The following is a 24,142-nucleotide window of genomic DNA, read 5'->3' as shown; positions in this document are numbered from 1 at the left end:
GATGTTAAATGTTTTTGAAGTATTTTTAAGGTTTCAAACAGTTTATAAAGTTGTTATTCATCGTTTCAGTCAAATTAAAAAAGTCTTCCGCACCATCGCTTTAATTCTTCTGTCAGGGGTAATTTTAATGGCTTGGGGAGGTGACGATAAAAGTTGGGGCTTCCCCAACTTTTTCGGTTCGCCGTCAGCGGTTTCTCCCATTCGTCTCGAAAGAATGCAACGGGGCGTTAACCTTAGTCATTGGTTTGCCCAGGTTGATGAACGGCATGGTTCTAGTCCTGAGCATTTTCGCCACTACATTACAACAAGAGATTTAGAGTTACTGCAGGCGATCGCCTTGGATCATGTGCGTCTGCCAGTTAATCCTGAGTTCCTGTTTGATATGGATCAACCAGATAAACTGTTGCCCGAGGCATTGGCCTCCCTAGATGAGGCGATCGCCTTAATTTTGGCCCATCACCTAGCTGTCATTGTGGATCTCCACCCCGACCCCGAATTCAAAGAGGCACTCCGCACTGGAGATCAGTTTGTCGATACTTTTGGGCAATTTTGGCATACTTTTGCCCGCCACTTGTCCCATTACGATCCAGACTGGCTCTTTTTAGAAATTCTCAATGAACCAGAAATTCACCAGTCTGAGCATTGGGCCGCCATTCAACAGCGGTTAATCGAGCAAGTACGCTCAGCCGCCCCAGACCATACGCTGATCGCCACGGGGGATAACTGGTCTGCTGTTGCTGATTTGGTGGCCCTAGAGCCCTTAGCCGACCACAACATTGTCTATAACTTCCATTTCTATGACCCCAGTGTTTTTACACATCAGGGAGCGGACTGGGCTTATCCTGCTTGGTTTCACTTGCGGGGTGTACCCTATCCATCACATCCCCAGGCGATCGCCAAGCTGCTCCCTCAGGTCGCCGATGAAGACGCCCGCTACGCCCTCAGAGAATACGGCGATCAACGGTGGCATCGCGGCAAAATCGAAACAAAAATACAGCAGGTTGCAGCCTGGGCCAAGCAGCATAATGTAAAGGTTATTTGCAACGAATTTGGCGTCTTTAAATATTACGTGGACGCCCTCGACCGCGCCCAGTGGCTACGGGATGTCCGCCAAACCCTAGAGAATCAACAGATCGGTTGGACAATGTGGGACTATGCTGGGGGATTTGCCCTCGTCCTCAATGCCGACAAAGAACGACAGCTAGACCCCATTGTTGTTCAAGCCCTCGGCCTAACAAAGGCCGCATTTTAGCTGATAGTTTTTGTTTACTCCGGCTTCTGAAAGGTTACTTCCACGCTGCGTCCCACCCCGCAAAACTCAGAAGGAGGAATACTCAAACCTTCTAAACGAATTCTAATGTCCAATTCTCGACGAACCATTTCTGCTGGGGGGACAGCCACGTCATCCCCAGGATTAGAACGGCCAATACCAGAACGAATATCATTCACATAGCCAGTGTATCGGGTGCGATCGCGCTTACCCAAAAAGCGGATATCAACGCGATCGCCAACGGTAATAAAATCCAACTGTTGTTCCGCGACAAAGGCATCGACCCACAAATTATTACAATCTAGGATCTGAAAAAGGGGATCGCCCGCATTAATGTGCTCTGGTACTTGGGTACTAGATTTATTAAGAGACCAAATCGCCCCCGTCAGGGGCACAGTGATGGGAGTCGATTGGGCGAGGTTGAGTTGTTCCGAAATTTTCACAAGCTCCTCCTGCTTGGCCACAAGGCTTACTCGCAATTCTTCCTGTTGCTGCCGGAGATCATCTAGTTCTTGGATCAACTCTCTCACCCGAATTTCTGGATAACTAAACACCCTTGACCCTTCTAGCTGTAAACCTTGGGCACTAGCGCGCTGTTCCGTACGTGTTTGAGCCAAGGCCGCCTCCTGTCGTTGCACCGCAGCTTCAGCTTGTTCTGCGGTCGCCTTGACTTGATCGACCAAACTGAGGGTGATGCCACCATTGTCGTATAAAAATTGGTAGCGTTCTGCCTCTAGGCGAGCGGCGCGGGCGGCTGACTTAGACGCGTCTAATTCTTTCTCTAACTGGGCTACTCGTTCCGCTTGATATTGTCGCTGCAAACCACTTTGTTGTCCCCGCTCTGCTTGAAATTGATTCAGCAACGTCTGACGGCCAGCTATACGCTGATCTAAACTCTGAATTTGGCTCTCAATGGTTTTCATCTGGCTGATGATGGTTTGTTGATCAACGACCAACTGGGGATTGAGGGGGTTTTCGACTCTCCCTACCTCCGCACCCGCTTCTACGAGTAAACCAGGTTCTAAAGGATTCAGGGCAAGCTTACCTTCAAGGGGAGTGTAGACAGTAATCACGGTACCGTTGACCACGGCCTGGCGACTGGTAAAAGCTTGGGATCTATTCCAAAGTATCCAGGCGAGCACCGCACAGACGCTGCATAGAAAGCCTAGCCTTAGAAACTTAAAAATATTTTGCCGGGAAGGACGCCGCTTGGCTGTTTTTTTTGGATTTTGAGCGGTGTCTTCCGGAAATTGTCCTGAGGTCATGTCATGGTCTCCAAGGTGGCAAGTCGGGTTTTTCCTAAATAAGAGGCTGGCTTTGGCTGGGGGATCTAATAGAAAAAATTGAAGATATTTGGATTTCAAGATACCCAAGTTTTCTAAGGGTCTTACCAGTAGCTAAATAATCTGTCATTGAACTTTTATTTTCTTTAGCTAACTCGGATGGGCGACTTTATCTCTACAATTCCTGCGAAGTTCTCGCGGATATGCGTAGAGGTCAAGATATTTAAAAAAACTTAGTCTGCCAATTCTGGGGTGTTCTCTGGGAAATCCTTGGTAAAAGTTCCCCAATTCAGAAAACCGAAGGGATAAGTCAATAGTTTTTAATACTTCTCAAATATTTTCTTGCACAAACTCCAGAGGCATACAGCATTTTTGTGATGGTCGAGGTACAATGTCATGTGTGTGAGTAAATCAGATTAAACAAGAACAACCATTGCCTAAAGCCTACTCCATAGACCTCAGACAGAAAATTGTTGATGCCTATGACCGGGGGGATATCTCCCAACGTGGTCTCGCCAAGCAGTTCGGTGTCGCTACTAGTTTTGTCCAAAAACTCCTCAAACAACGACGTGATACTGGGTCTATCCGTCCACAATTTCGTCGGGGGCAGATTCCCCCTAAACTCAATGAAGAACACCGAAAGGTTCTGGCCGCTTTGGTGAAAGCCAACAATGATGCGACTCTGGCCCAACTATGTGCACAACTAGAAGCCGAGATTGGCATCCGGGTAAGCATCACCACCATGCATAAGACATTGAAGCAGATGAATTTTAGCCTTAAAAAAAACCTTTTATCCTGACGTCAAGGCGACAGACAGAGTGCAACAGGCCAGAGTCGAGTTTTGGGAGAAAGTAAGGCAGATTTTGGCCCAAGACCTGATATTCATCGATGAATCAGGCATTAATCTCGCAATGAGAACAACAAGAGCAAGGGCAGAGAAGGGGAAGCGGGCCTACAGTAGTAAGCCAAGCAAAAAAGGAAAAAATGTCTCACTGGTAGGAGCATTGGGCTTGCAGGGGATAATCGCCCACAGCAGCTTAATCGGAGCGACAGATAGGGTAACTTTTGAGGCGTTCATTTACCAGAAATTGGTGCCGCAGTTATGGGCAGGGGCCTGTGTGATGATGGATAACTGTTCGATTCATCTGGGAGAGATGGTGAGAGAGTCCATTGAGGCAGTGGGAGCAAAACTTATCTACTTACCGCCCTACTCACCAGATTTTTCTCCCATTGAGAACTGTTGGTCAAAGGTCAAAAACATCATGAAGCGCAGAACAGTGGGCAGCTATGAGGAGCTATCAGAGGCGATTGATGAAGGATTTGCAAGGGTGACACCTGAAGATATCAGAGGGTGGTTCACCCATTGCTGTTACTGTACCTCAGAAGAATAGAAAACGCTGTAGAGGCGATCGCCAGAGTTTCTGCTTTGGCGCCCCCGTGGCGGATCAAAATTTTTTGCAGGGGGCGGTTGTCTAGTTAAATTCCCGATTAGATTAGAGGGTGAGAACCTCTGGAGCCGGGGAAATTTTTGCATTGTTAAAATTGTCGCCCCTCAATTGCCGCCTCCCCCTGAGTTGGGTATTGGTGCTGCCGTTTGTTTGTCAGTTAGTGATTTCGGTGGGATTGGTTAGTTATTTTTCCTACCGCAGCGGCAAACAGGATGTGGAGCATTTGGCTGAACACCTGCATATTCAAATCAGCCAAAATATTCATGAACATTTAGACGATCAACTGCAGCTCCAACAACGGGCGATCGCCACTGGCTACGAGGCGATCCAAGATGGTCGCCTTGATCCAAAAAATCTAGAGCAGCTCCGTCAGTTTTTCTGGGAGCAAATGCAATTGTTACCTACCCTGCCAACAATCCGGTTTACGGATAATCAGGGTCGCGAGATTGGCTATGGCCGATTTATGAGCGAAGAAGTAGTGACTTTGGCAGAACCTCTGGTGGGTAAACGGCTGCCCATCGGCACAATTCATCTAGCGGAAGTGCCCAGTAGTGGCGCTAACCGGGACTATTTTCTTGTTGATTCACGGGGACGCGCCACCCAAAAGATTTATTCTTTTGCGATCGATACCCTGAACACGGTCTGGTATGAAGAATTAGCGATCGCCCCTGGGCAGATCTGGACTCGCCCCTTCGTGGCCTATGTGATTCCGTCGTTGATGATTGATGCGGGTAGACTAGTGTATGACGAAAACCAAAATTTTCTTGGTATTCTCCATAGCAATGTAACGTTGTCGGATATCAGCACTTTTTTGCAGCAGTTGGCACTTTCTCCGAAAGGTAGAGCCTATATTCTCGAGCGGTCTGGGAATATAATCGCCACTTCTACAGAAATGGAACCTTTTCGGCGGAATTATCAGGATTTCCCGGAGCCACTCATGGCGATCAACAGTGCGGATCCCTGGTTACAGGCGATCGCCTCCCAGTTAACCTCTGACACAGATCAGGCGATCGCCCTCACCGAACCCACAGAGCTGCGCCTCCGAGTTGATGGTGAAACTTTATTTGTGCGGGTTGAAAACTACCGCGATAACTACGGCTTAGATTGGCTACTGGTGGTGACCGTCCCCGAATCCGACTTTATGGGCCGCATCCATGCCAATCGGATCCATACCCTCGTTTTATCAGGGATAACGCTCTTGATCGCCATCGGTGTTGGCATCATGACCGCCCGCTGGCTCGCACGACCGATCATTAAGCTCAATCAAGCCAGCCAGAAACTACAGGCCGGAGAATGGCCCGCCATTGCTCACTCCCTAGGGGGCGTTCGAGAACTGGATCAGCTCATGCGGTCCTTCCAGCAAATGGTGCAGGCGATGCAGGATTCCCAACAGGAAAGACAGGCAACTCTCGCCCACTTAGAAAGTCAAAATCACCAGCTCCAACAATTCCTTGAAGCAGTGCCCCTAGGCATTCTCATCGTCGACCAGCAGCTCAAAGTTCAATATCTCAATCGCAAGGCGATCGCCCTAACGGGCAAAGATATCCAGCACTATGACCACACCGGAGATTTAACCGAATTTTACCAAGCCTACATTCTCGGTACAGACCAGCTTTATCCCCAGGAGCAACTGCCCCTGATCCGTGCCCTCCAAGGGGAGGTCAGCCAGGTCAATAATCTAGAACTCCACCTCGACCAGGGCAATGTCCCCCTTGAAGTAGCAGGGGTCCCGATCTATAACCTAGACGGCAGCGTTAAATATGCGATGGTTGTTTTCCAAGACATTTCTGATCGCCAAGCCGCAGAACTGGCTCTCCAGAAAAGCCAGCGCTTTCTTCAGCAACTGGCGGATGCCTCCCCGAATGTCCTCTATATCTACGATCTCCAAGAACAGCGCAATATTTATGTCAACCGCGAAATTGGCAGCATTCTTGGGTATAGCCCCGCTGAAATTCAAGCAATGGAGAATCACTTTTTTGCGGACTTGATGCACCCCGATGACTTTAAAAAGTTACCCGCTGAATACAGGCGTTTGGCCCAGGCCGAAGACGATGTGGTCTATGAATATGAATACCGCCTCCAGAATCGACAAGGCCAGTGGCGCTGGCTCTACAGCAGACATTCCGTATTTAGTCGAGATGCCGCAGGTCGTGTGAAACAAACCATCGGTTCTGCCCAGGACATCACCGAACGTAAATTGGTCGAAGCCCAACTCCGAGAAAGCCGCGCTAAATATCAACGGCTCGTCGATGATATCGGGGAGCAATTCGTTATCTTTAGCCACAGTGGCCCAAGCGGCATCATTACCTATGCCACGGGTGGCGTGATGAACATTTTTGGACAAACCCTGGATTCAATTCTCAATAAACCCTGGATGGATTCTACCAATTGGCTCCCCGCAGATATCGAAAAAGCTGGCCAACATGTGCGACGACTATTGGAAGGGGATTCTTTCTCACAGCAGTTTGAGATGCGTTTTATCCATCCCAATGGCACCCAACGCACAGTGAATGTTTCTCAACATGGTGTTTATGATGGGTCTGGTAGACTGATCGCCGTTGAAGGCATTCTCGAAGATATTAGCGATCGCAAGGCCGCCGAAATTCAACTGGAGCGCACCAATGCCGAACTCCTACGGGCCACCCGTCTTAAAGATGAATTTCTTGCGATGATGAGCCATGAACTGCGCACTCCCCTCAATGCCATTCTCGGTACGGTGGAAATTCTCCAGGAGGAAATTTATGGGGCCATCACCCCCAAGCAAGTCCAGGCTTTGACAACCATCGACCAAAGTGGCACCCATTTGCTGGAATTGATCAATGAAATTTTAGACCTCGCCACCATTGAAGCCGGACAATTAGACCTTGAGACCCAGGCGGTGGCGATCGAGCAGCTCTGCCAATCGAGCCTCATTTTTCTCAAATCCCAAGCCCAGAAAAAGCATATCCAGCTCCAATTCGACTGCCCGCCTGATTTGCCGCTGTTTTATCTAGATGAGCGTCGAATTCGTCAGGCGTTGATTAATCTTTTAGGAAATGCCGTGAAGTTTACAGCGGCAGGGGGACAAGTCTGGCTTCGGATCTGCTATCTTCCTGCCTCCCCTAAGCTCTTAGGAGAAAACCTGGCCTGCCTGCGACTCATGGTAGAAGATACGGGGATCGGCATTGCGAAGGAACATTTTGATCGCCTCTTTGAACCTTTTGTGCAACTTGATAGCGCCCTCACTCGTCAACATGAAGGCACTGGCTTGGGACTGGCTCTTGTCAAACAAATTGTAGTGGCCCATGGTGGTCAAGTCAGCGTTACCAGCGAGCTTGGTGTGGGGAGTTGTTTCACCATTGATTTACCCGCCAGAACTGCCGCATGGGGACAAGCCTAGAGTTCCTTACTGCTATCCATCATTGAGAAAGCGGGTGAGGGGAATCGAACCCCTATCATCAGCTTGGAAGGCTGAGGTTTTACCACTAAACTACACCCGCAAGTTGTTTAGACACTGCCATAAACATAACAGCTTTAACTTTTTATGTCTAGATCTCAGACGGGATTTTTTCTGGGTAAATGTCTGGGGCGATCGCCCATCCGCCAAACGTCTAAATTCTGACAAAATGTCACTTCAATCACGTTTTTCCCGCAACAATTTATCGATACTACAATAGAGTTAATGCTCAACACCAAGACGATCCCTTTGTTCCACCGCGACATTGCCGCAAATTTAATCAGACTGTTTCTTGAGGCGATCGCCACTGCTCCTCCCCAACCGTTTCGATCCCACCTCACGGTTATTACCTAGTTTTTTTGACGAAAGGGCTTTTAAATGAATTCTTCCCAAAGTAATCACGAACATCTCCACTATGGCGGCCTATTCCGAAATCGACGCTTCGACTTTTTTCAATCCCTGCGCTTTTGGCTCAATGCGATCACCTTCGACAACCCCGAAGCGGCTCACCTCGTTTGTCGCCTGATTCCGGCCCAATGTCCCTTTGCCCGTGATGTGAGCTTTTTAGGCCGCATTCTTTTTAGCATTCCGCCCCTCTGCAAACTCAATCCCCTCTACGATGAATTAGTCGCCCTCCGCTTTCGCGCCCTTACTTTTCTCGTTGAAGCAGGCGAAGACGTCAGTCCCTACTGTTAGCCCAAAGTGCTATGGCGTTCACGGCAACCTGAGATACACTAGGTCAGGCATCAAAATTGCCCTTGATTCCTTAAGAATTGTCCCCGCCGAGTACGAGACCCCATGCCCAGACAAGCCGACGAATACGCTATCTTTTTCCTAATTGAAGGCGGCCACCGCGAAGAAGTGCGCTTCACTGACATCAAAGACTTTCAAAAATGGTACAGCAGCACCCTCATTCCCAAAGCTGACTCCGATGATTTTATCAACGTACCCATTAAGAATATGCAGGGAGAATTTATGGTTGTACGTCCCTCTAGCATCAAGGCAATTCGTGTCGAGCCGATTTTCCTCGGCAGTGTCGAGCGCTTTTAGTGAGTACGACAGCAGGTGAATAAACCCAGATGACATAGATAGACCGTTTAGGCTGGATCTCTGGAGATGCTGTGGATCTTTTACCTTGACTATGTCGTTATGAACTTAGCTTCACAAACTTCTTGATGGGGGTAGAGAGACTTGAACTCTCACGACTTTTTATAGTCAACGGATTTTAAGTCCGCAGCGTCTACCATTCCGCCACACCCCCATTTGGGCACTCTTACAAGTAAATCATAATTATTAGCTTTCGACAAGGATTTTTTGGCGGCGGTCAGGGCAAAAAAATAATTCAGGTTATCTAGAGCCCTGGGGCATGATATATTTGGTAGATTGTGAAATTTTCTTAGAAACTTGACTGCTTCCGGCAATCGGTAGAGTCAGGCTAAAAAATTTTTACAGCCCGTGGGACGTCCAGTTTCGACCTCCCTCCCGTGGGTAAAAATCTCAAAAAGAGCCGTAATAAGCGGTTTGAGGTCTTTTATTTCTACACTCATTTTCTGAACTTGTAAGGAGAAAGAAAACCTTATGGCTCGCTATCGTGGAGCACGTCTACGTATTACCCGTAGACTAGGTGAATTACCGGGTTTGACCCGCAAAAGTGCCCGTCGGGAATATCCCCCGGGACAGCACGGCCAAGGCCGTCGTAAGCGTTCTGAATATGCAATCCGTCTTGAGGAAAAGCAAAAGCTGCGCTTCAACTATGGTGTTTCTGAAAAGCAATTGATTCGTTATGTCCGTAAGGCCCGTCGTGCGACTGGTTCTACGGGACAATCGATTCTCCAGTTACTGGAAATGCGCTTGGATAATACAATTTTCCGTCTGGGAATGGCCGGGACAATTCCGGCTGCACGCCAGTTGGTCAACCATGGTCACATTGTGGTCAATGGCCGTACTGTTGATATTCCCAGTTACCAGTGTCGTCCTGGGGATGTGATCACCGTGCGCGATCGCGATCGTTCTCGGAAATTGGTAGAGGCAAACATGGAGTTTCCTGGTTTAGCCAATGTACCCAGTCACTTGGAATTTGATAAGGCAACCCTGACCGGTAAGGTCAATGGCGTCATTGAACGCGAATGGGTCGCCCTGCAAATCAATGAGCTGCTCGTGGTGGAATACTATTCACGGATGGCTTAAGGATTTCAGCATTTTTGTTGCGAAATTTATCGTTTTTCTGGGGGGCAATGGTGCCCCTTTTTTTGTGGGATGGAGTGGTTAGAATGGATGAATATTTTGGCGATCGCCTTTTTCTTAAGAACCCATGGCCCAACCTGTCACCGTCCTCAAGCAGATCCAAGTGGCCCTCGCCCAGGGGGATTTTGCGCGGATGCAAAAGTTGCTATTGCAGTGGCAAAAAATAGAACCCAAAAATCCTTGGTTCCGGCTCTATGTGGCTCGCTGGTACGAGGAAACTGGGCGCTGGGCACAGGCAGAAAAAAACTATCGACAACTCCTCAAAGGGGCAACTCTCCCCAAAATTGTCACCCAGGCCCGCCAAGGTTTGGAGCGACTAAAAAGGCGGGAGCGGTCTTTGGAACAGATGGCGATCGCCCGTGAAAAAGCGGCACCGGAAGGGGATGCTTATGGTTTATTTGTTCTAGAGCCTTTAGAGCCCAGTCAAAAAAAGAGGGCGGCCCAGCATTTTGCAACGGTTTTTCGCACGGACCCCTATTCCGCCGGGCTACAACTCCCCCTCAAATCCTGGCGTTTATTCCGCACGGGTCACTTGGGAGAATTACGTTTCTATGGCAAAGCTCTGGCCCAGGGAAATATTACAAGTTTTTGTTTGTCCTTAGCCCAGATGGAAAACATCCAGGTGATTCAGGTGCAGGTGATCGAACAGTTGACCCCTGACCTAAAAATTCGAGGTCTTGATGCTGCCGGGACAGCGGTCACGTTTACGATTCCCTGGGCTGAAATTTCCCAGTGGGTGACAGGGATGGTGCCGATTTTTGAAGAATCCCTTGAAAAGGATGGTCGGGGCAAATCCTATTACAAAACCAAAGTCTTGGATTATGCCCAGCTCTGTGATCTGCATTGGGGCGATCGCCAATTGATTTTGCGTCTAAACGATCAGCACTACCAATTTCAACGGGGGTTTTCTTTTTTAGTTGACCCTGACCATCCCATCGAGCAACTGAGTAACCGCCGCAACTGGAACAGTATGCAGCAACAGTTGGCTAATCACCTCAGTAAAAATGAGCGTTGGGCTGATTTCAAAAGCTTTGCTAACAATGCCCGGGATTTTCCTGAATTACTCCGCAAGATCGATCCTCAGGTCAATCTATTTCGCGCTGAAATTCACCAAGATACCTACTGGGATCCGGCTTGGCAGCTCTACAGCACGATGATTTTCGCCCGCCAAGCCCAATGTCGATCTGAGGCGATCGCCCACCAGAATTAATCTCTTCAGTATCTAAAATTAGTTGAAGACCGGAATTGTATCGAGTCGGCCCTCTGGGGTTGTGGGCGTTGTCGGTCTGGGTGCCGCCGTTCCTGGGGCAGCCATGGGGGAGCTGTTGGGAGTAGCGCCATTCATATTGGGATTGGGCAATGTATTCAATGCACCAGAACAATATTCTGCTGGGGGCCAGGCAGAGAGGCGAGCATTATTATTGCGAAAACGCACCAGGAGCGCGCGGTATTGATCGAGGGCAGGGCGGTCTTTGGGGCTAATTTGTTTCATGGTATCGAGCACTTGAATAGCCTGGGGCCAATTTTGACCACAAAGGGCCGTCCGCATCTGGATATTCAGGAAACCGTTTTTCATATTGCTTTGGGCGATCGCCTGGTCTCCCACTAAGCTGCCCCCTAGACAAATCAAGCCCAAGACAAACCCATTGATTTTCATGACATATCCCCACACCATATCGATACTGCAATACACGCCATTGATTTTACTGAAAAAGTCTCAACGTCGCTTGGTGCTGTGATGAATTTTTTTAAGTAGGAACAGCTTCACCAGGCCGGAGCCGGGCCCATTTCCCTTTTTCTTGAGAAAAACTGGCACAGCCGACCACATCCCATTCCATTTCAATGATTTCGCCTTCCGAACGGATATTCACGTTAATGGTCGGTTCAATGGGGGAAAAATTTGGCTGGTCAGTTAAGTGGGGTTGCTGGTGCTGGGTCTCGACCACATGGTAGGTTTCGCAGCGGTCTACATATTCACAGTCCACACAAATGCACATGGGGCGCACCTCCGGAGGTGATGGCACTTCATTTCTCAGTATAGCGAGATTATTTTGGCGATCGCCCCCAAAAAAAAGCCCCCAGCATCAGAGACAACTGGGGGTCATCATGAGGTTACTTGAAAGGAAAAATTGAATCTTATCCCAAGGTGGCAAGGACCTGTTCTGAAACCTTGTCCGGTACCTCCTGGAGGTGGTCATATTGCCAGTCGAAGAAGCCGACCCCAAAGGTGAGCGATCGCAACTCGATAATCAGGTTATGCATCTCTGCGAGGGGAAAATACCCAGTGATATGGTCCCAGCCACGCCAATCGGTCAAACTTTCATAACCGAGAATTTGGCCCCGTTTACCGCTGATCAGTTGCAGGGCATTGGCGGTAAATTCATTGGGAATATAGATATTGATTACCAAAATCGGCTCCAACAATTGTGGCTCACAGTGGGGCATCCCCTCGGTCATCGCAATGCGGGCCGCCTGCTTAAAAGCCTGCTCCGAACTGTCCACTGCGTGATAGGAACCATTCGTAAGAGTTACATCCACATCCACCACCGGGAAACCCAAAGGCCCCTCGCTGAGGTATTCTCGCACCCCTGTTTCCACCCCAGGGATATATTGTTTCGGTACGACACCACCGACGATGGTTTCATGGAATTGGAAGCCACTGCCCCGCGCGAGGGGTTTGATATCAAGGTACACATCACCAAATGCCCCATGGCCACCGGATTGGTGTTTGTAGCGTCCGTGAGAAGTGCCCCCATGACGGATGGTTTCTTTGTAGGGAACCCGGGGGAGATGGGTAGTCATCGGTAGATTATATTTGCGGCGCAGTCGTTCGAGGGCTACCTGGAGATGAATATCTCCCTGGCCCCACAGAATCACTTCATGGGTATCGCCATGTTGTTCCCAGGCGAGGGACGGATCTTCGTCGATCAGTTTATTTAACGCCGTACTGAGCTTGACTTCATCTTTGTGATTTTCGGGGGCGATCGCCAGGGCATAAACTGGCTGCATCACCGTGGCAGTGCGGAGAGATTGCACCGGTTTTCCGCCGCTGCTGAGGGTTTCACCAACTTTGACCTCTTCTAGGCGAGAGAGGGCAACAATTTCCCCTGTAATTGCCCGTTGCACTGATTTTTGTTGGCTGCCCATGAGCTGGTAGATGCCCCCTGGACGCAGCCCATTGAGGAGCATTCCTTCCTGGAGTTCCCCTTGCCAAACCCGGACGAGGGACAATTTACCGCCTTGGGGAGTATAGAAATTTTTCAACACCTGAACCACCGTTTCCCCAGGGGTAGCCTTGAGTTCCCGGCGGGCGGTAGTATCCAGGGGAGCGGGGGCTTCCTGAACCAAAATATCCAACAGGGGCCGTACACCATAATCCTGGGTGGCGATGCCGAAAACTACTGGCACAATTTGATCAGCGCTTAGTTCCTGGCGCAAATCCTGGAGAATTTTTTCAGAGGAGGGGGCGACTTCTTCTAGGAGCATCGTCAGGAGCTCGTCATCAAAATCAGCCAGGGTCTCCAGCATTTCTTCCCTGGTGATTTTCTCTTCTACGTGGAGTTCTTCTGGGAAGGGTACGGGGTCGGCGGGGGAGTCGGGATGGTAGTGGTAGGCCTGTTCTGACACAAGGTCGATGTAACCAAGGAGGGTCTGCTCCTTGCGAATGGGATATTGCTGGGGGACCAGGGGCCGGTTTGAGGCTTTCTGGAGGGCGGCAAGAACATCGAGGAAATTATTTTTCGCCCGGTCCATTTTGTTGATAAAGACGATGTGGGGAATATTCCAATCATCGAGGAATTTAAACAGGGGAGACAGGGTGAGAATGCGTTCGGTTTCAGGTTCGCAGACAATGACCGCTGTCCCAACCCCCACTAGGGCATTGTAGGTTTCCTGGAGAAATTCAATAGAGCCGGGGCAGTCGAGAAAAGTCAGTTCAATATCTTGGTAAGTGGTGCTGGCGATCGCCAATTCAACGCTCATGGCGTGGTCCCGGGCTTCAGGGCTGCTATCGCCAACGGTATTTTTATCTTCAATGCGGCCTTTGCGGGTGGTGGCCTGGGTCAGAAACAGAAGACTTTCGAGGAGAGTGGTTTTGCCAGCAGAGTAGGGGCCAATGATCGCGATATTACGGATATTTTCAGTCGTTCTGGTCATAGCTTTTTCATCTCGTGGTTAAGGCAATGGGGCGCAATTTGAGTTAATTGCGGCAAGGAAAAAGGAATTTTTGAAAGGTGGAAACTCAAAAATTTTTGGAACTCAAAGATAAAATTCGGCTTCTTGGCAAGAGATTCTCTATTTGGTAAGCCTAGCGCCCCTGGGGGAGCCCCTGCGCAAAACTGAGATGTCTTGTAAGGTATTTTGCGTTTAAGTTTAAGTTGAATAAATATCTGTAAATCTGTGCTGAATTTGTTTACGATTCGCAATTTTTGGAAAGGGTTAATCATCCTGGGTTTGGGAAGTGTCGCCCCGGAGCTGGCGATCGCCCAAAATTCGGAGGGGCAACCTTGGCCGACAACCATTACCCCCACGACCCCAGCAGCCCGGGACCGCCTGACGGAAGGGACAACCTTGATCCAGCAGGGGAATGTAGAGGCGGCGATCGCCCAATTTCAACAGGCGATCGCCCTAGATTCCCAGCTCTGGGAAGCCCACTACAATTTGGGTTTAGCCCGCAGTCAAGGGGGAGATTTACGCGGCGCCGCCGAGGCTTTTTCCCGGACCATTGCCCTACAACCGGATTTTGCGGTGGCCTACGCAAATTTAGGGGGAGTCTTGATCGATAGCCAAAATTGGCCCCAGGCAGAGGCTTACATTCAACGTGCCCTTGCACTGGATCCGGAGCTAGCGATCGCCCATTACAATCTCGGCTTGATCCGACGCCACCAGGGCCAAACAGAAGCAGCGGTCCAGGCTTGGCAGCGGGCGCGGCAGTTGGCCCCTAGCTTTGCGGAGGCGAGTATTCAATTGGCAGAACTCTATCTCGAAGGCGATCGCCCCGAAGCAGCCCAACCATTGATTGAACAGCTCCGGCGGAGCGATGGGGATCTCGCGGCGACCCATTATCTCCAGGGGCGCTTGTTAACCCGTCAGGGGGATTTGCCAGGGGCACTCCAGGCCTTTCGCACCAGCAGTGAGCGGGATCCGACCTATGCCAATGCCTATTTTGCCGCGGCCCAGGTCCTCATGGCCACAGGACGCGGTGAGGCTGCCGCTCCCCTCCTCGATTATGCCCTTGCTCTCTATAACCAGGAGGGCCAAACAACCTGGGTGCAACGGGTACAGGCCCTCCGGCAACAGCTCTAGTGGAGGAAATGGCGGGAACCTGTGAACATCATGATCAGGCCCAGTTCATTGGCTGCTTTGATCGAATCTTCGTCGCGGATCGAGCCCCCCGGCTGGACGATCGCCTTAATCCCAGCCGCCGCCGCGCTGCGTACGGAGTCATCGAAGGGGAAGAAGGCATCGCTGGCCAGGTAAGCCCCCTGGGCCTTTTCGCCCGCCTGCTCAAAGGCAATTTTGGCCGCGCCGACCCGGTTCATCTGCCCGGCCCCGATCCCGAGGGTCGCCCGGTCTTTGGAAACGAGGATCGCGTTAGATTTCACATGCTTACAGAGCTTCCAGGCGAAAAAGAGTTCAGCTGAATCTGCATCACTGGGTTGCTTCTCGGTGACGCACTGCCAATCTTGGGGCTGTTCAATTTGAATATCTGCGTCCTGGGCTAAAAAGCCGCCGGCGATCGCTTTAATCGTTTGGGTCGGGCCAGTGAGCAGATCAGGGAGGGTTAAAACCCGCAGATTTTTCTTCTTTGCAATAATTTCCCGCGCTTCGGGGGTGCAGTCGGGGGCGACCACACATTCTAAGAAAACTTTCCCCATGGCTTCAGCGGTGGGGCCATCGAGGGGTTTATTCAGGGCGACAATCCCCCCAAAGGCAGACACAGAATCGGCGGCAAAGGCTTTTTCATAGGCTTCTAGGAGGGTAGAGCCGAGGGCGACACCGCAGGGATTGGTGTGCTTGAGAATTGCTACTGCCGGATCGCCATCGGGAAATTCGGCAATGATTCGCCGCGCTGCTTCCAGGTCTACTAAGTTGTTATAGCTGAGTTCTTTGCCTTGGATTTTTTCGGCGGCGGCCCAACCGCTGGCCTGGGTACCGGTTTTGTACCAGGTGGCTTTTTGGTGGGGGTTTTCGCCGTAGCGGAGGGTTTGCAGTGCTTCACCACTCATTCCCAATCGTTGGGGTAAGTCAGCTTCAGCATTTACGGTGCTGGCAAAGTAGCTGGCGATCGCCTGGTCATAGGCACAGGTGAGGGCAAAGGTTTCCCCCGCCATCCGTTGACGGAATTCAAGGGTCGCGGTGCCACCGTGGGTGCGTAGTTCCGTTAAATATTCGTCGTAGTAGCGGGGATTAGAAATGACCGTGAGACTCCCGAAATTTTTCGCTGCCGCCCGCAGCATCGCCGGGCCACCGATATCAATTTGTTCAACGGCCTCGGGCACGGTCACCCCTTCCTTGGCGATCGTCTGCTCGAAGGGATAGAGGTTAACCGCCACGAGGCTCAGGGGCCGAATATTGTTTGCTTCTAAATCTTGGAGATGTTCGGGGAAGTCTTGGCGGGCGAGGATGCCGCCGTGGATTTTGGGGTGGAGAGTCTTAACGCGGCCCCCGAGGATTTCTGGGGAACCGGTGTAGTCGCTAACTTTGGTGACGGGAACCCCTGCATCCTTGAGGGCCTTGGCGGTGCCGCCGCTACTGATGATGTCAAACTCGAATTCTTCGACCAGTTGCCGGGCAAATTCAATGATGCCCGTTTTGTCCGAGACGCTCAAAAGTGCTAAACGACGTGCCATATCCGCGATTTCCTTATGTGAACCAGCGTCCCATCATACGCGATCGCCTCAACTTTCTTCAAACGGTTCCAGGGGCCTCTGTCAGGAAGCATTAACAGCCCGTAGCAGTGCGGCAACCCTGGACCCATTCGCTGGTGCCCCCGGCAAAAAATTCCTTCTTCCAGATGGGGGCATTGTGCTTGATTGTGTCGATGCCATAGCGGCAAGCGGCAAAGGCTTCAGCCCGGTGGGGACAACTGGCGGCAATGAGAACACTGATTTCACCGATTTCCAGTTTGCCGACGCGGTGGTGAATGATCACGCGGTTGGTGTCGGGCCACTGTTGGCGGATGTCATGGGCAATTTGCTGAAAAACGGCGATCGCCATTGGTTCATAGGCTTGATATTCGAGATAATGAACCGCTTTGCCATCGCTGCGGTTACGGACTGTGCCACTCATCACCACCACCGCCCCACTGCCAGGGTCTTCAGCGAGACGGTACACTGCATCAAAAGATAAGGGCGCAAAGGTAATGGTAAATTGGTCGTGGGAATAGGTAGGAACGCGCATCGGAATTATCGGCAAGGGCTTATGTTAGTCTAAAGGACGGTTCTTTCTTGATGCAAAAGGTTTATGGCTTCGCAACTCCGGGTTTTTGTGCCAGATCATCCCCTCCTTAAACATTGGTTGGCGATCGCCAGGGATCTGAACAGCCCAACGCCTATTTTTAAAACCGCCATGAAAGAACTGGGGAAATGGCTCACCTATGAAGCCTGCCGTTACTGGTTGCCCACCTTCAATGCAGCGGTACAGACTCCCCTCGCTGAAACTGCGGCCACCTTTATCAATCCCCAAATTCCGATCATCGCTGTGCCCATTTTACGGGCCGGTCTGAGTTTGATGGAAGGGGCCCAGGAGGTCATCCCAAATCTTACTGCGACCTATCACCTCGGTTACAAGCGTGATGAAGAAACCTTGGCGGTGGCCTGTTATCTCAATAATTTACCCAGTACCTTTCCCCCAGATACCCGTTTGCTGCTGCTGGATCCGATGCTAGCGACAGGGGGGACAATTATCGCAGCACTGGCAGAACTGACCCAGCGGGGGATCGCCCCAGAGAATGTGCGGATTATCTCGATCGTGGCCGCACCCCCAGCTTTGCAAAAATTGAGTCAAGACTATCCCACTTTGCAAATTTATACAGCGATGATTGACCAAGATCTCAACGATCAAGGGTTTATTGTGCCGGGCCTGGGGGATGCGGGCGATCGCGCCTTTGGTACCTAGGGCTAGGCTTTAGAGTCTAGATTTTGGGGCCAAAAAATCTTTGCAACAGTACCCTAGTCAAGAGCGATCGCCACCCGTTAAGCTGAAAGAAGCATTAGAGAATATAAGGATTTAGTTTCCCATGAGTCAACGCGATGGATTTGGAGCTGGGTTTCTACTAGGGACAATTTTCGGGGGCGTCGTCGGGGGCATTGCCGGGGCGATCGCTGTTTCGAAAATCAAAGAAAATACCACCAGTGGCCAGTCCCAGTGGGCCGAGGAAGAAGACCCCCTCAGCTTTGACACCGAAGAGGGGATGGAAATCGCTCGCCGTAGCCTCGAAAATAAAATTGCCCAACTCAATGGGGCGATCGACGATGTACGTCAGCAGATGACTGTACTTCACCCCCACAATGGCAAGGAACCCTTGAACCCAAATTCCTGATATCCGTACCAGAGCAATCTAGCAACATCGGTTAAGATTAACCACAAGAGACTCCCATGGGCAGTCTTCAGTTTTTTCATACGGTAACAGGAACATGGCAGCCGAACTATTACGAGTCAGCCTCGGGAACTTCATCCAAATTTATCTTCTTCTCCTCATCGTCCGCATTCTTTTGAGTTGGTTTCAAACCGCTGATTGGGCAATGCAAGTGATGGGTTTTCTCAGCCCTGTTACCGACCCTTATCTCAACCTGTTCCGGTCTTTTATTCCGCCCCTGGGTGGCCTTGACTTATCTCCTATTATTGCGATCTTTCTTCTGCAAGCCGTCGGTAGTGTACTCGGTGGTGGTGCGTTGTTTTAGCGAGCAATTTTTAGAGGACCCGGAACTGCCTGTGGACGTATTCATCGCAGGCCATAGTGTGATTCTGGGGGAGGCGGTGTAGTCGGCAATCGGTGCCTAAGGGTAACCTGTCAGGTTGTAACCATCGCGCTAAGTGTCAAGAGATGGCCACAATCTCGAATCGGGCTTGGGGCTAACTGACCCAAACAAAATAGTAGGCGATCGCCCCCATTGTTCTGGGTATCGCTGGGGAGTTCCCTCCCTAGCGAATAATCAGATTCTGTCTCAGTTTTTCCTGTTTTTTCCACAGGTACCATTCTTTTTCCACAAAAAATCAACAGTTTTCCACAAAAAAGAGCCCCCAGAAGAGTTCCAGTCACTGTTACCCATAACTACGCCCTTGTTCTAGTCACAGGTTTTACCATCGGGCATCACTGTATTCGTTAGGTAAATTTTGTAGGCATGGGCCCGTAAATCAAAGCCCTTGACCCCCCGTAGATTCGCATTGTCTAAATTTGTCTCCTTAAAGCTGGCTCCGGTTACATCGGCCCCGGTCAGGTTGGCCCAGCTCAAATCTAAATAATTCAAATTCACCCCCTGCAACTGCGCCCCCGAGAGATCAGCGCCGCTCAAATCTCCCTCAAAGTTAATGCCGACTAGATCAACGGCCTGGAGGTTAGCGCCGTTAAAATTGGCGCGATATGTGTCACTGTCTCGGAAATTTGCCCGCCGCATATCTGTCGCCGTGAAATTGGCGGCCTTGAGGGTTGCCCCCTGAAAATTTGCCCCCTGGAAACAACTGGCGGTAAAGTTCCCGTCCCGGAGATCGGCCCCACCAAAATCGGCATCTGTGAAGTTGGTTTCTAGGCAGGTGGCCCGTAATTGCGATCGCCGAAAATTTGTCCCCCGACAATCTCCATTCGACAGATCACAGTCAAGTAACATCGCCCCGGCCAAATTTGCTCCCCGGAAATTGACCCCCGTCAGGTCAAGGCGTCGCAAATCCAAGTCCTGCAAATCTGCATTTTCCAATTGGGCCGCAGCTTCCAGGCAAAGCCCTCCTACCGGTATGAATCCTTCTGGAAACAGGGTATTTGGGCTGTATACTGCCCCGTCGAAGTCTTCTGGCTCGAGCTGTGTTGACCGTAAATCAGCACCGATAAAGTTCGCCCGCTGGAGTTTTGCTCCCGCTAAATTCCAGCCTGTGAGATTGGCCCCCCGGAAATTGGCCCCCCGGAAATCTGCGCCTCGAAGTTTTGCGTCAGCCATCATGGGCGATCGCGTAAAGTCTACATTTCTAAAGTCTGCTTCCTGGAGGTTCGCCCCCGTGAAGTTAGTGCGGCCATTAAATAAAATTCCTTGAAATTGCGCCCTTTCGAGATTTGCCCTGGTGAAATTCACCCGCTCTAGGGAAGCCCCTTGAAAATTACTCCCCTGTAATGGGCAGTCCTGAAATGAACTATCGCGCAGATCGGCGTCTTGGAAATCACAGCCCTGGCAATCACTGCCATCAAAAATGCTTTGTTGTAGATCCTGCTGGGCCAATGACAGATGGGATAGCTGCAAATTGACAAATTGAGTGTGGTGTTTTGCCCGCTGCGCGAGAATATCAGCCGCTGTCAAAATTGTCGGGAAAGAGTATTGGGGGCTATTGGCTGAGTTTGTTTCAGACGATGGTGCAGGAACAGGAATGTCTGGAATTTTGGCAATGGGCGGTTCTGCGGGAGGCGTTTTCTCCTGATCTAGGGGGCTCGGGGCAATATTGTCTCGAGAACTGGGGTTGGTGGTGACAGCTTCAGGGCAGTTTTCGGTGGGGAAATCATCCCCTGGGATACTCGGTTCAAGGGGATCAGCTTCTGCAAGGGATTCAAGGTCATCGAGGGACAGATCTATGCCGATGCGTTGACTGCCAAGGTCAAAGCTTTCAAGATTCTGTACGGGTTCAAGCGCTCCCATGGACAGGTCTAGGCCAGATTCAGCACCGTTGAGGTCAAATTTATCGAGGGTGTCTAAGTCGAGATCCATAAGGTCTAGATCTTCACCCAAATCAAAGGTTTCAGACCCATTGAGTTGGAGGGTGTCTAGGTCGAGGTTGGCCATTAATTCTGCGTCGGAAAGGCCCAGTAGGGCAAGGTCATCCCCCGCTAAAATGTCGTCTAAGGAAGTGTTTTGGGAAGGGTCGGGTTGCTTGGTATTTTTTGCGGCTGCCTGCCCAAAGTACTCGCCTTCGAGGGTATTGAGATGTTGGTTGAGGTCTGCGGCGATCGCCTGTTGACCGGGATTAGCCGTGATCACCCGTTGGAGTTCCTCAACCTGACCTTTCAGACCCAGCAGATGATTTTTGAGCAAATTTTGACGTGCTTCGATGGTTTCTAGGCGTGTGAGGATGCTGTTGATCACCGTGGGGGAAACCGTCATGACAAATTGATCCGTGGAGGGAGTGATATTTCCCCATCATCTTATCGAGGAACTGGATTTTATTTTGTGGTGTGACCAACCGGAGACTAAATTTTTCTAACGTTCACCCCCGCCGCCCAAAGGGAGAAACCTACCATAGAACCTAGAGGCAGTGACCTCCTTCCTAATGGTCAGCTTTCTCTTGGCATTATTACCTATGACTATTGCATCTCTTGGCGATCGCCATCTGCCCTATGCGGGTTTGACAGCGGAACAGGTTCAGGTCAATCGAATTCAATATGGCGCCAATGTCTTAACCCCACCCCAGCGGATTCCTTGGTGGCGGCTTTTCTTAGAAAAGTTTGCCGATCCGGTGATTCGCATTTTAATGATTGCGGCGGTGGTGGCCTTGGTAGTGGGTGCGCTTAGGGGCGAATATGCCGAAGGTCTAGGGATCCTCGCAGCGATTATTTTAGCGACGGTGGTTGCTTTTTTTAATGAGTTTAAAGCGAATCAAGAATTTGCCCTCTTGAATCATGTTTACGACCAGGTCATGGTGAAGGTGATCCGTGGGGAAAAATATCTCAGTTTGCCCCGGCAAGATCTGGTCGTCGGAGATGTGATTTATATCGAACAGGGGCATGAAATTCCCGCTGATGCCAAAATCCTTGAAAGTGTCTCTCTCCGGGTAGATCAAGCCAAGCTTACGGGGGAATCAGAGCCGGCGAATAAGTCTGCTAAGGCCGATAAATATCAATTGGCTTCGGAGCAATCTATCTATCCTTTTGATCGAGTCTATCGCAGTACCATCGTCACCCAGGGCCATGGTTTTTGTGAGGTGATTGCGGTGGGCGATCGCACAGAAATTGGCAAATTGGCCCAGGCGGTGGCCACCGTCGAAGATAACCCCCATACCCCCCTCAATCAGCAACTCGAAGCTCTTAGCCAGGCGATCGGCGTTGTTGGTCTGGGGGTGGCGATGTTGACATTTATCGCCCTTTTTTTACGGGGACTGTTCACCCAAGAATTACAACTGACCGGGAGTCAAGGGTATGCGATCGCCTGCTGTCTGAGTGCCGTGATCGCCCTTTTAGCCCCTGTGTGGCTGCCTATTCTCGAAGATGGCCAAGCTTTGTTGAAGCAAAATGGTCGTTTACCCCCATTTCTCGATCTTGCCGTGCCCCTCTGGTTAAAAAATACGCCGCTGATGCTGATTGGTGCGGGCCTATGGCTAGGCGGCAGCCTTGGGTTTGGCCTTAGTCAGCACTGGCTCCCGCGCCAGGTGGGGACATGGTTGCCCCTAGATGTATGGTTGACATTACTCAACTATTTTATGGTGGCCGTAACGATCATCGTAGTGGCCGTACCGGAAGGGTTGGCGATGAGTGTGACCCTTTCTTTGGCCTACAGTATGCGACGGATGATGGCAGAAAATAACCTGGTGCGCCGGATGCATGCCTGCGAAACAATTGGTGCAACAACGGTGATTTGTTCAGATAAAACGGGAACTCTCACCTGTAACCAAATGCGTGTCTATGAAACCTGTATGCCCAGCCTAAAAGATGCTGACCCTGGACAGGTGGCCCATTTTCAGTCAGTGATCGCTGAGGCGATCGCCGCCAACAGTACCGCCGATTTAGAATACACCACGGCAGGATTCCCCGAAGTCCTTGGCAATGCCACCGAGGGGGCGCTTTTGCTCTGGCTAGATCAGCAAAACCTAGATTATTTAGCCTATCGCTATAACTTTGACCTCACTTCCCAAGGCGCCTTCTCCGCAGAAAAAAAATACATGACCAGCCTCGGGAAATCACCAATCCTCCAGGAAGAAGTGCTCTACGTCAAAGGAGCACCCGAAGTGATTTTAAATCATTGTGATTATGAGTTAACGGCGGCTGGTGTTGTGCCCCTCACCGAACGCCACGCGATCATCACAACCCTCCACAACTATCAGAGTCGCGGGATGCGTACCCTGGGTTTTGCCTATCGGCCCCTCAGTAATCTCAAACAGTTCAAAGTGACAGAAATTGAACGCCATCTCGTCTGGTTAGGTTTTTTTGCGATTATTGACCCCCTCCGGGATGATGTACCAGCGGCGGTAAGCGCCTGTTTGCGGGCAGGCATTCAAGTGAAAATTGTTACGGGCGATAGCCCCCAAACGGCCTGGGAAATTGGGCGACAGATCGGCCTCTGGCAACAAACTGAAGAGGAACACTTCGGGGCATTGCACTTGACAGGGCCGGAGTTCGCCGCCATGGACGATGACACAGCTCGGGCAGCGGTCAAGTCTTTAAGGATTCTCTCCCGGGCTTGTCCGCTCGATAAGTTGCGCCTGGTGAAATTGTTGCAACAGCGGGGGGAAGTGGTCGGGGTCACGGGGGACGGAACCAATGATGCGGCCGCTCTTAAACAGGCCCAGGTGGGTTTGGCCATGGGTAGCGGCACAGCGATCGCCAAGGAAGCCAGTGATATTATCTTGTTGGATGATTCCTTTAGCAGTATTGTGAATGCCGTGCTCTGGGGGCGATCGCTCTACGAAAATATCCAAAAATTTCTGCTCTTTCAGCTCACCATTAATGTGGTCGCCCTGGGCACAGCCCTCCTTGGGCCTTTTATCGGCATTGAGCTACCCCTGACAGTCACCCAAATGCTCTGGGTAAATTTGATTATGGATACCTTCGCTGCTTTGGCCCTGGCCACGGAGCCCCCAAACCCAGAAGTCCTCAGGCGATCGCCCCGTCAAGCCAACGCGTTCATCATTACCAAAGCGATGGCACAGCAAATTGCGATTTTAGGGTGCGGATTCTTAGTATTAATGGTTGGCATTTTGAAATATCAACTGCGAGATGGCACCATCAATACCTACGAGCTTTCGGTCTTTTTTGCCATTTTTGTCTTTTTGCAACTGTGGAATTTATTTAACGCCCGCTGTTTTGGCCTCTCGATTTCTGCCTTTACAGGTCTCGCGCAAAATCCGGCCTTCGGAGCCATTGTTGCAACAATTTTTGTGGGCCAAGTGGCAATGGTGCAATGGGGAAGCAATGCCTTTCGTACTGTTCCCCTCAGTTGTCGTGACTGGATGTTGATTATTGCTGGCACCTCCTTGGTGTTGTGGGGAGGTGAAGTTTGGCGCAAGGTTCAAAGGCAGGGAGCCCAGCTGTAATCTGTGGGCTAATTGAGGT

20 protein-coding genes and 2 tRNA genes are annotated in these 24,142 nt (G+C 50.7%); 13 read left to right on the top strand and 9 right to left on the bottom strand.

Annotated features, from left to right (window positions below):
• The first annotated feature begins 127 nt into the window (after positions 1-127).
• Positions 128-1,252: a glycoside hydrolase family 5 protein gene (locus ACZ45B_RS10055; protein WP_158505991.1), complete on the top strand. Its 1,125-nt coding sequence runs from the start codon at positions 128-130 to the stop codon at positions 1,250-1,252.
• Between the two features lie 14 nt (positions 1,253-1,266).
• Here ACZ45B_RS10055 and ACZ45B_RS10050 read toward each other — a convergent pair whose 3' ends face one another.
• Entirely contained in the window at positions 1,267-2,535 is a 1,269-nt protein-coding gene (locus ACZ45B_RS10050) for an HlyD family secretion protein (protein WP_148293432.1), read from the bottom strand.
• A gap of 451 nt (positions 2,536-2,986) precedes the next feature.
• Here ACZ45B_RS10050 and ACZ45B_RS10045 point away from each other — a divergent pair.
• Together ACZ45B_RS10045 and ACZ45B_RS10040 are read left to right on the top strand one after the other, a co-directional pair.
• A protein-coding gene (locus ACZ45B_RS10045; protein WP_236612557.1) for an IS630 family transposase occupies positions 2,987-3,944 on the top strand; the annotation gives its coding sequence in 2 pieces (ribosomal slippage) (positions 2,987-3,333 and positions 3,332-3,944; 960 coding nt in all).
• Positions 3,945-4,053: 109 nt separating this feature from the next.
• A complete protein-coding gene (locus ACZ45B_RS10040) occupies positions 4,054-7,380 on the top strand; it encodes a PAS domain S-box protein (protein ID WP_081699675.1) in 3,327 nt (1,108 codons plus the stop codon).
• Between the two features lie 29 nt (positions 7,381-7,409).
• Here ACZ45B_RS10040 and ACZ45B_RS10035 read toward each other — a convergent pair.
• Positions 7,410-7,480 (bottom strand) — tRNA-Gly (locus tag ACZ45B_RS10035).
• Between the two features lie 182 nt (positions 7,481-7,662).
• On the opposite strand from ACZ45B_RS10035, the gene ACZ45B_RS10030 reads away from it, so the two are divergent.
• The 3 genes from ACZ45B_RS10030 to ACZ45B_RS10020 all read left to right on the top strand — a co-directional run bounded on the left by ACZ45B_RS10030 (position 7,663) and on the right by ACZ45B_RS10020 (position 8,487).
• Positions 7,663-7,791, top strand: a complete 129-nt coding sequence (locus ACZ45B_RS10030) for a hypothetical protein (RefSeq protein ID WP_255326086.1) — start codon at positions 7,663-7,665, stop codon at positions 7,789-7,791.
• Between the two features lie 24 nt (positions 7,792-7,815).
• Positions 7,816-8,133, top strand: a complete 318-nt coding sequence (locus ACZ45B_RS10025) for a Mo-dependent nitrogenase C-terminal domain-containing protein (protein WP_024546464.1) — start codon at positions 7,816-7,818, stop codon at positions 8,131-8,133.
• A 102-nt stretch (positions 8,134-8,235) separates the two neighbouring features.
• Complete coding sequence (locus ACZ45B_RS10020; protein ID WP_024546463.1) at positions 8,236-8,487, top strand: hypothetical protein; 252 nt, start codon at positions 8,236-8,238, stop codon at positions 8,485-8,487.
• 126 nt (positions 8,488-8,613) lie between these two features.
• Here the strand turns inward: ACZ45B_RS10020 and ACZ45B_RS10015 are convergent.
• A tRNA-Leu gene (locus tag ACZ45B_RS10015) sits at positions 8,614-8,698 on the bottom strand.
• A gap of 317 nt (positions 8,699-9,015) precedes the next feature.
• On the opposite strand from ACZ45B_RS10015, the gene rpsD reads away from it, so the two are divergent.
• Complete coding sequence (gene rpsD / locus ACZ45B_RS10010) at positions 9,016-9,624, top strand: 30S ribosomal protein S4 (RefSeq protein ID WP_024546462.1); 609 nt, start codon at positions 9,016-9,018, stop codon at positions 9,622-9,624.
• A gap of 124 nt (positions 9,625-9,748) precedes the next feature.
• On the top strand, positions 9,749-10,891 hold the full coding sequence (locus ACZ45B_RS10005) for a tetratricopeptide repeat protein (protein WP_464674864.1): 1,143 nt from the start codon (positions 9,749-9,751) through the stop codon (positions 10,889-10,891).
• A gap of 18 nt (positions 10,892-10,909) precedes the next feature.
• Here the strand turns inward: ACZ45B_RS10005 and ACZ45B_RS10000 are convergent, their stop codons facing one another.
• The 3 genes from ACZ45B_RS10000 to ACZ45B_RS09990 form a co-directional block, all read right to left on the bottom strand.
• Positions 10,910-11,338: a hypothetical protein gene (locus tag ACZ45B_RS10000; protein WP_038027947.1), complete on the bottom strand. Its 429-nt coding sequence runs from the start codon at positions 11,336-11,338 to the stop codon at positions 10,910-10,912.
• Between the two features lie 91 nt (positions 11,339-11,429).
• Positions 11,430-11,678, bottom strand: a complete 249-nt coding sequence (locus tag ACZ45B_RS09995) for a Ycf34 family protein (RefSeq protein WP_024546458.1) — start codon at positions 11,676-11,678, stop codon at positions 11,430-11,432.
• Positions 11,679-11,817: 139 nt separating this feature from the next.
• On the bottom strand, positions 11,818-13,836 hold the full coding sequence (locus ACZ45B_RS09990; RefSeq protein ID WP_464674863.1) for an elongation factor G: 2,019 nt from the start codon (positions 13,834-13,836) through the stop codon (positions 11,818-11,820).
• A gap of 243 nt (positions 13,837-14,079) precedes the next feature.
• On the opposite strand from ACZ45B_RS09990, the gene ACZ45B_RS09985 reads away from it, so the two are divergent.
• Positions 14,080-14,985 carry a tetratricopeptide repeat protein gene (locus ACZ45B_RS09985; protein WP_158505994.1) on the top strand — a complete coding sequence of 302 codons (906 nt, stop codon included), beginning with the start codon at positions 14,080-14,082 and terminating at the stop codon, positions 14,983-14,985.
• Here ACZ45B_RS09985 and purH read toward each other — a convergent pair.
• Together purH and ACZ45B_RS09975 are read right to left on the bottom strand one after the other, a co-directional pair.
• Complete coding sequence (gene purH / locus ACZ45B_RS09980) at positions 14,982-16,532, bottom strand: bifunctional phosphoribosylaminoimidazolecarboxamide formyltransferase/IMP cyclohydrolase (protein ID WP_024546455.1); 1,551 nt, start codon at positions 16,530-16,532, stop codon at positions 14,982-14,984. The genes ACZ45B_RS09985 and purH overlap by 4 nt on opposite strands.
• A 91-nt stretch (positions 16,533-16,623) precedes the next feature.
• Positions 16,624-17,082, bottom strand: coding sequence for a molybdenum cofactor biosynthesis protein MoaE (locus ACZ45B_RS09975; RefSeq protein WP_024546454.1), 459 nt, complete (start codon positions 17,080-17,082; stop codon positions 16,624-16,626).
• Positions 17,083-17,145: 63 nt separating this feature from the next.
• Here ACZ45B_RS09975 and upp point away from each other — a divergent pair, with 63 nt between their 5' ends.
• The 3 genes from upp (at position 17,146) to ACZ45B_RS09960 (ending at position 18,584) form a co-directional block, all read left to right on the top strand.
• Positions 17,146-17,799 (top strand): uracil phosphoribosyltransferase, encoded by a 654-nt coding sequence (gene upp, locus ACZ45B_RS09970; protein WP_024546453.1) that lies wholly within the window; start codon positions 17,146-17,148, stop codon positions 17,797-17,799.
• A gap of 121 nt (positions 17,800-17,920) precedes the next feature.
• On the top strand, positions 17,921-18,223 hold the full coding sequence (locus ACZ45B_RS09965; RefSeq protein WP_024546452.1) for a ssl2009 family thylakoid membrane protein: 303 nt from the start codon (positions 17,921-17,923) through the stop codon (positions 18,221-18,223).
• 94 nt (positions 18,224-18,317) lie between these two features.
• Positions 18,318-18,584: a YggT family protein gene (locus ACZ45B_RS09960; protein WP_024546451.1), complete on the top strand. Its 267-nt coding sequence runs from the start codon at positions 18,318-18,320 to the stop codon at positions 18,582-18,584.
• 384 nt (positions 18,585-18,968) lie between these two features.
• Here the strand turns inward: ACZ45B_RS09960 and ACZ45B_RS09955 are convergent, their stop codons facing one another.
• Positions 18,969-20,981 carry a pentapeptide repeat-containing protein gene (locus ACZ45B_RS09955; protein WP_024546449.1) on the bottom strand — a complete coding sequence of 671 codons (2,013 nt, stop codon included), beginning with the start codon at positions 20,979-20,981 and terminating at the stop codon, positions 18,969-18,971.
• Between the two features lie 196 nt (positions 20,982-21,177).
• Here ACZ45B_RS09955 and ACZ45B_RS09950 point away from each other — a divergent pair, with 196 nt between their 5' ends.
• Entirely contained in the window at positions 21,178-24,123 is a 2,946-nt protein-coding gene (locus tag ACZ45B_RS09950) for a calcium-translocating P-type ATPase, PMCA-type (protein ID WP_029681908.1), read from the top strand.
• Positions 24,124-24,142: the final 19 nt, after the last annotated feature.

Source organism: Picosynechococcus sp. NKBG15041c (assembly GCF_055380235.1).
The sequence above is the reverse complement of the archived record's forward strand: the minus strand, read 5'-3'. Positions and strand labels throughout refer to the sequence as shown.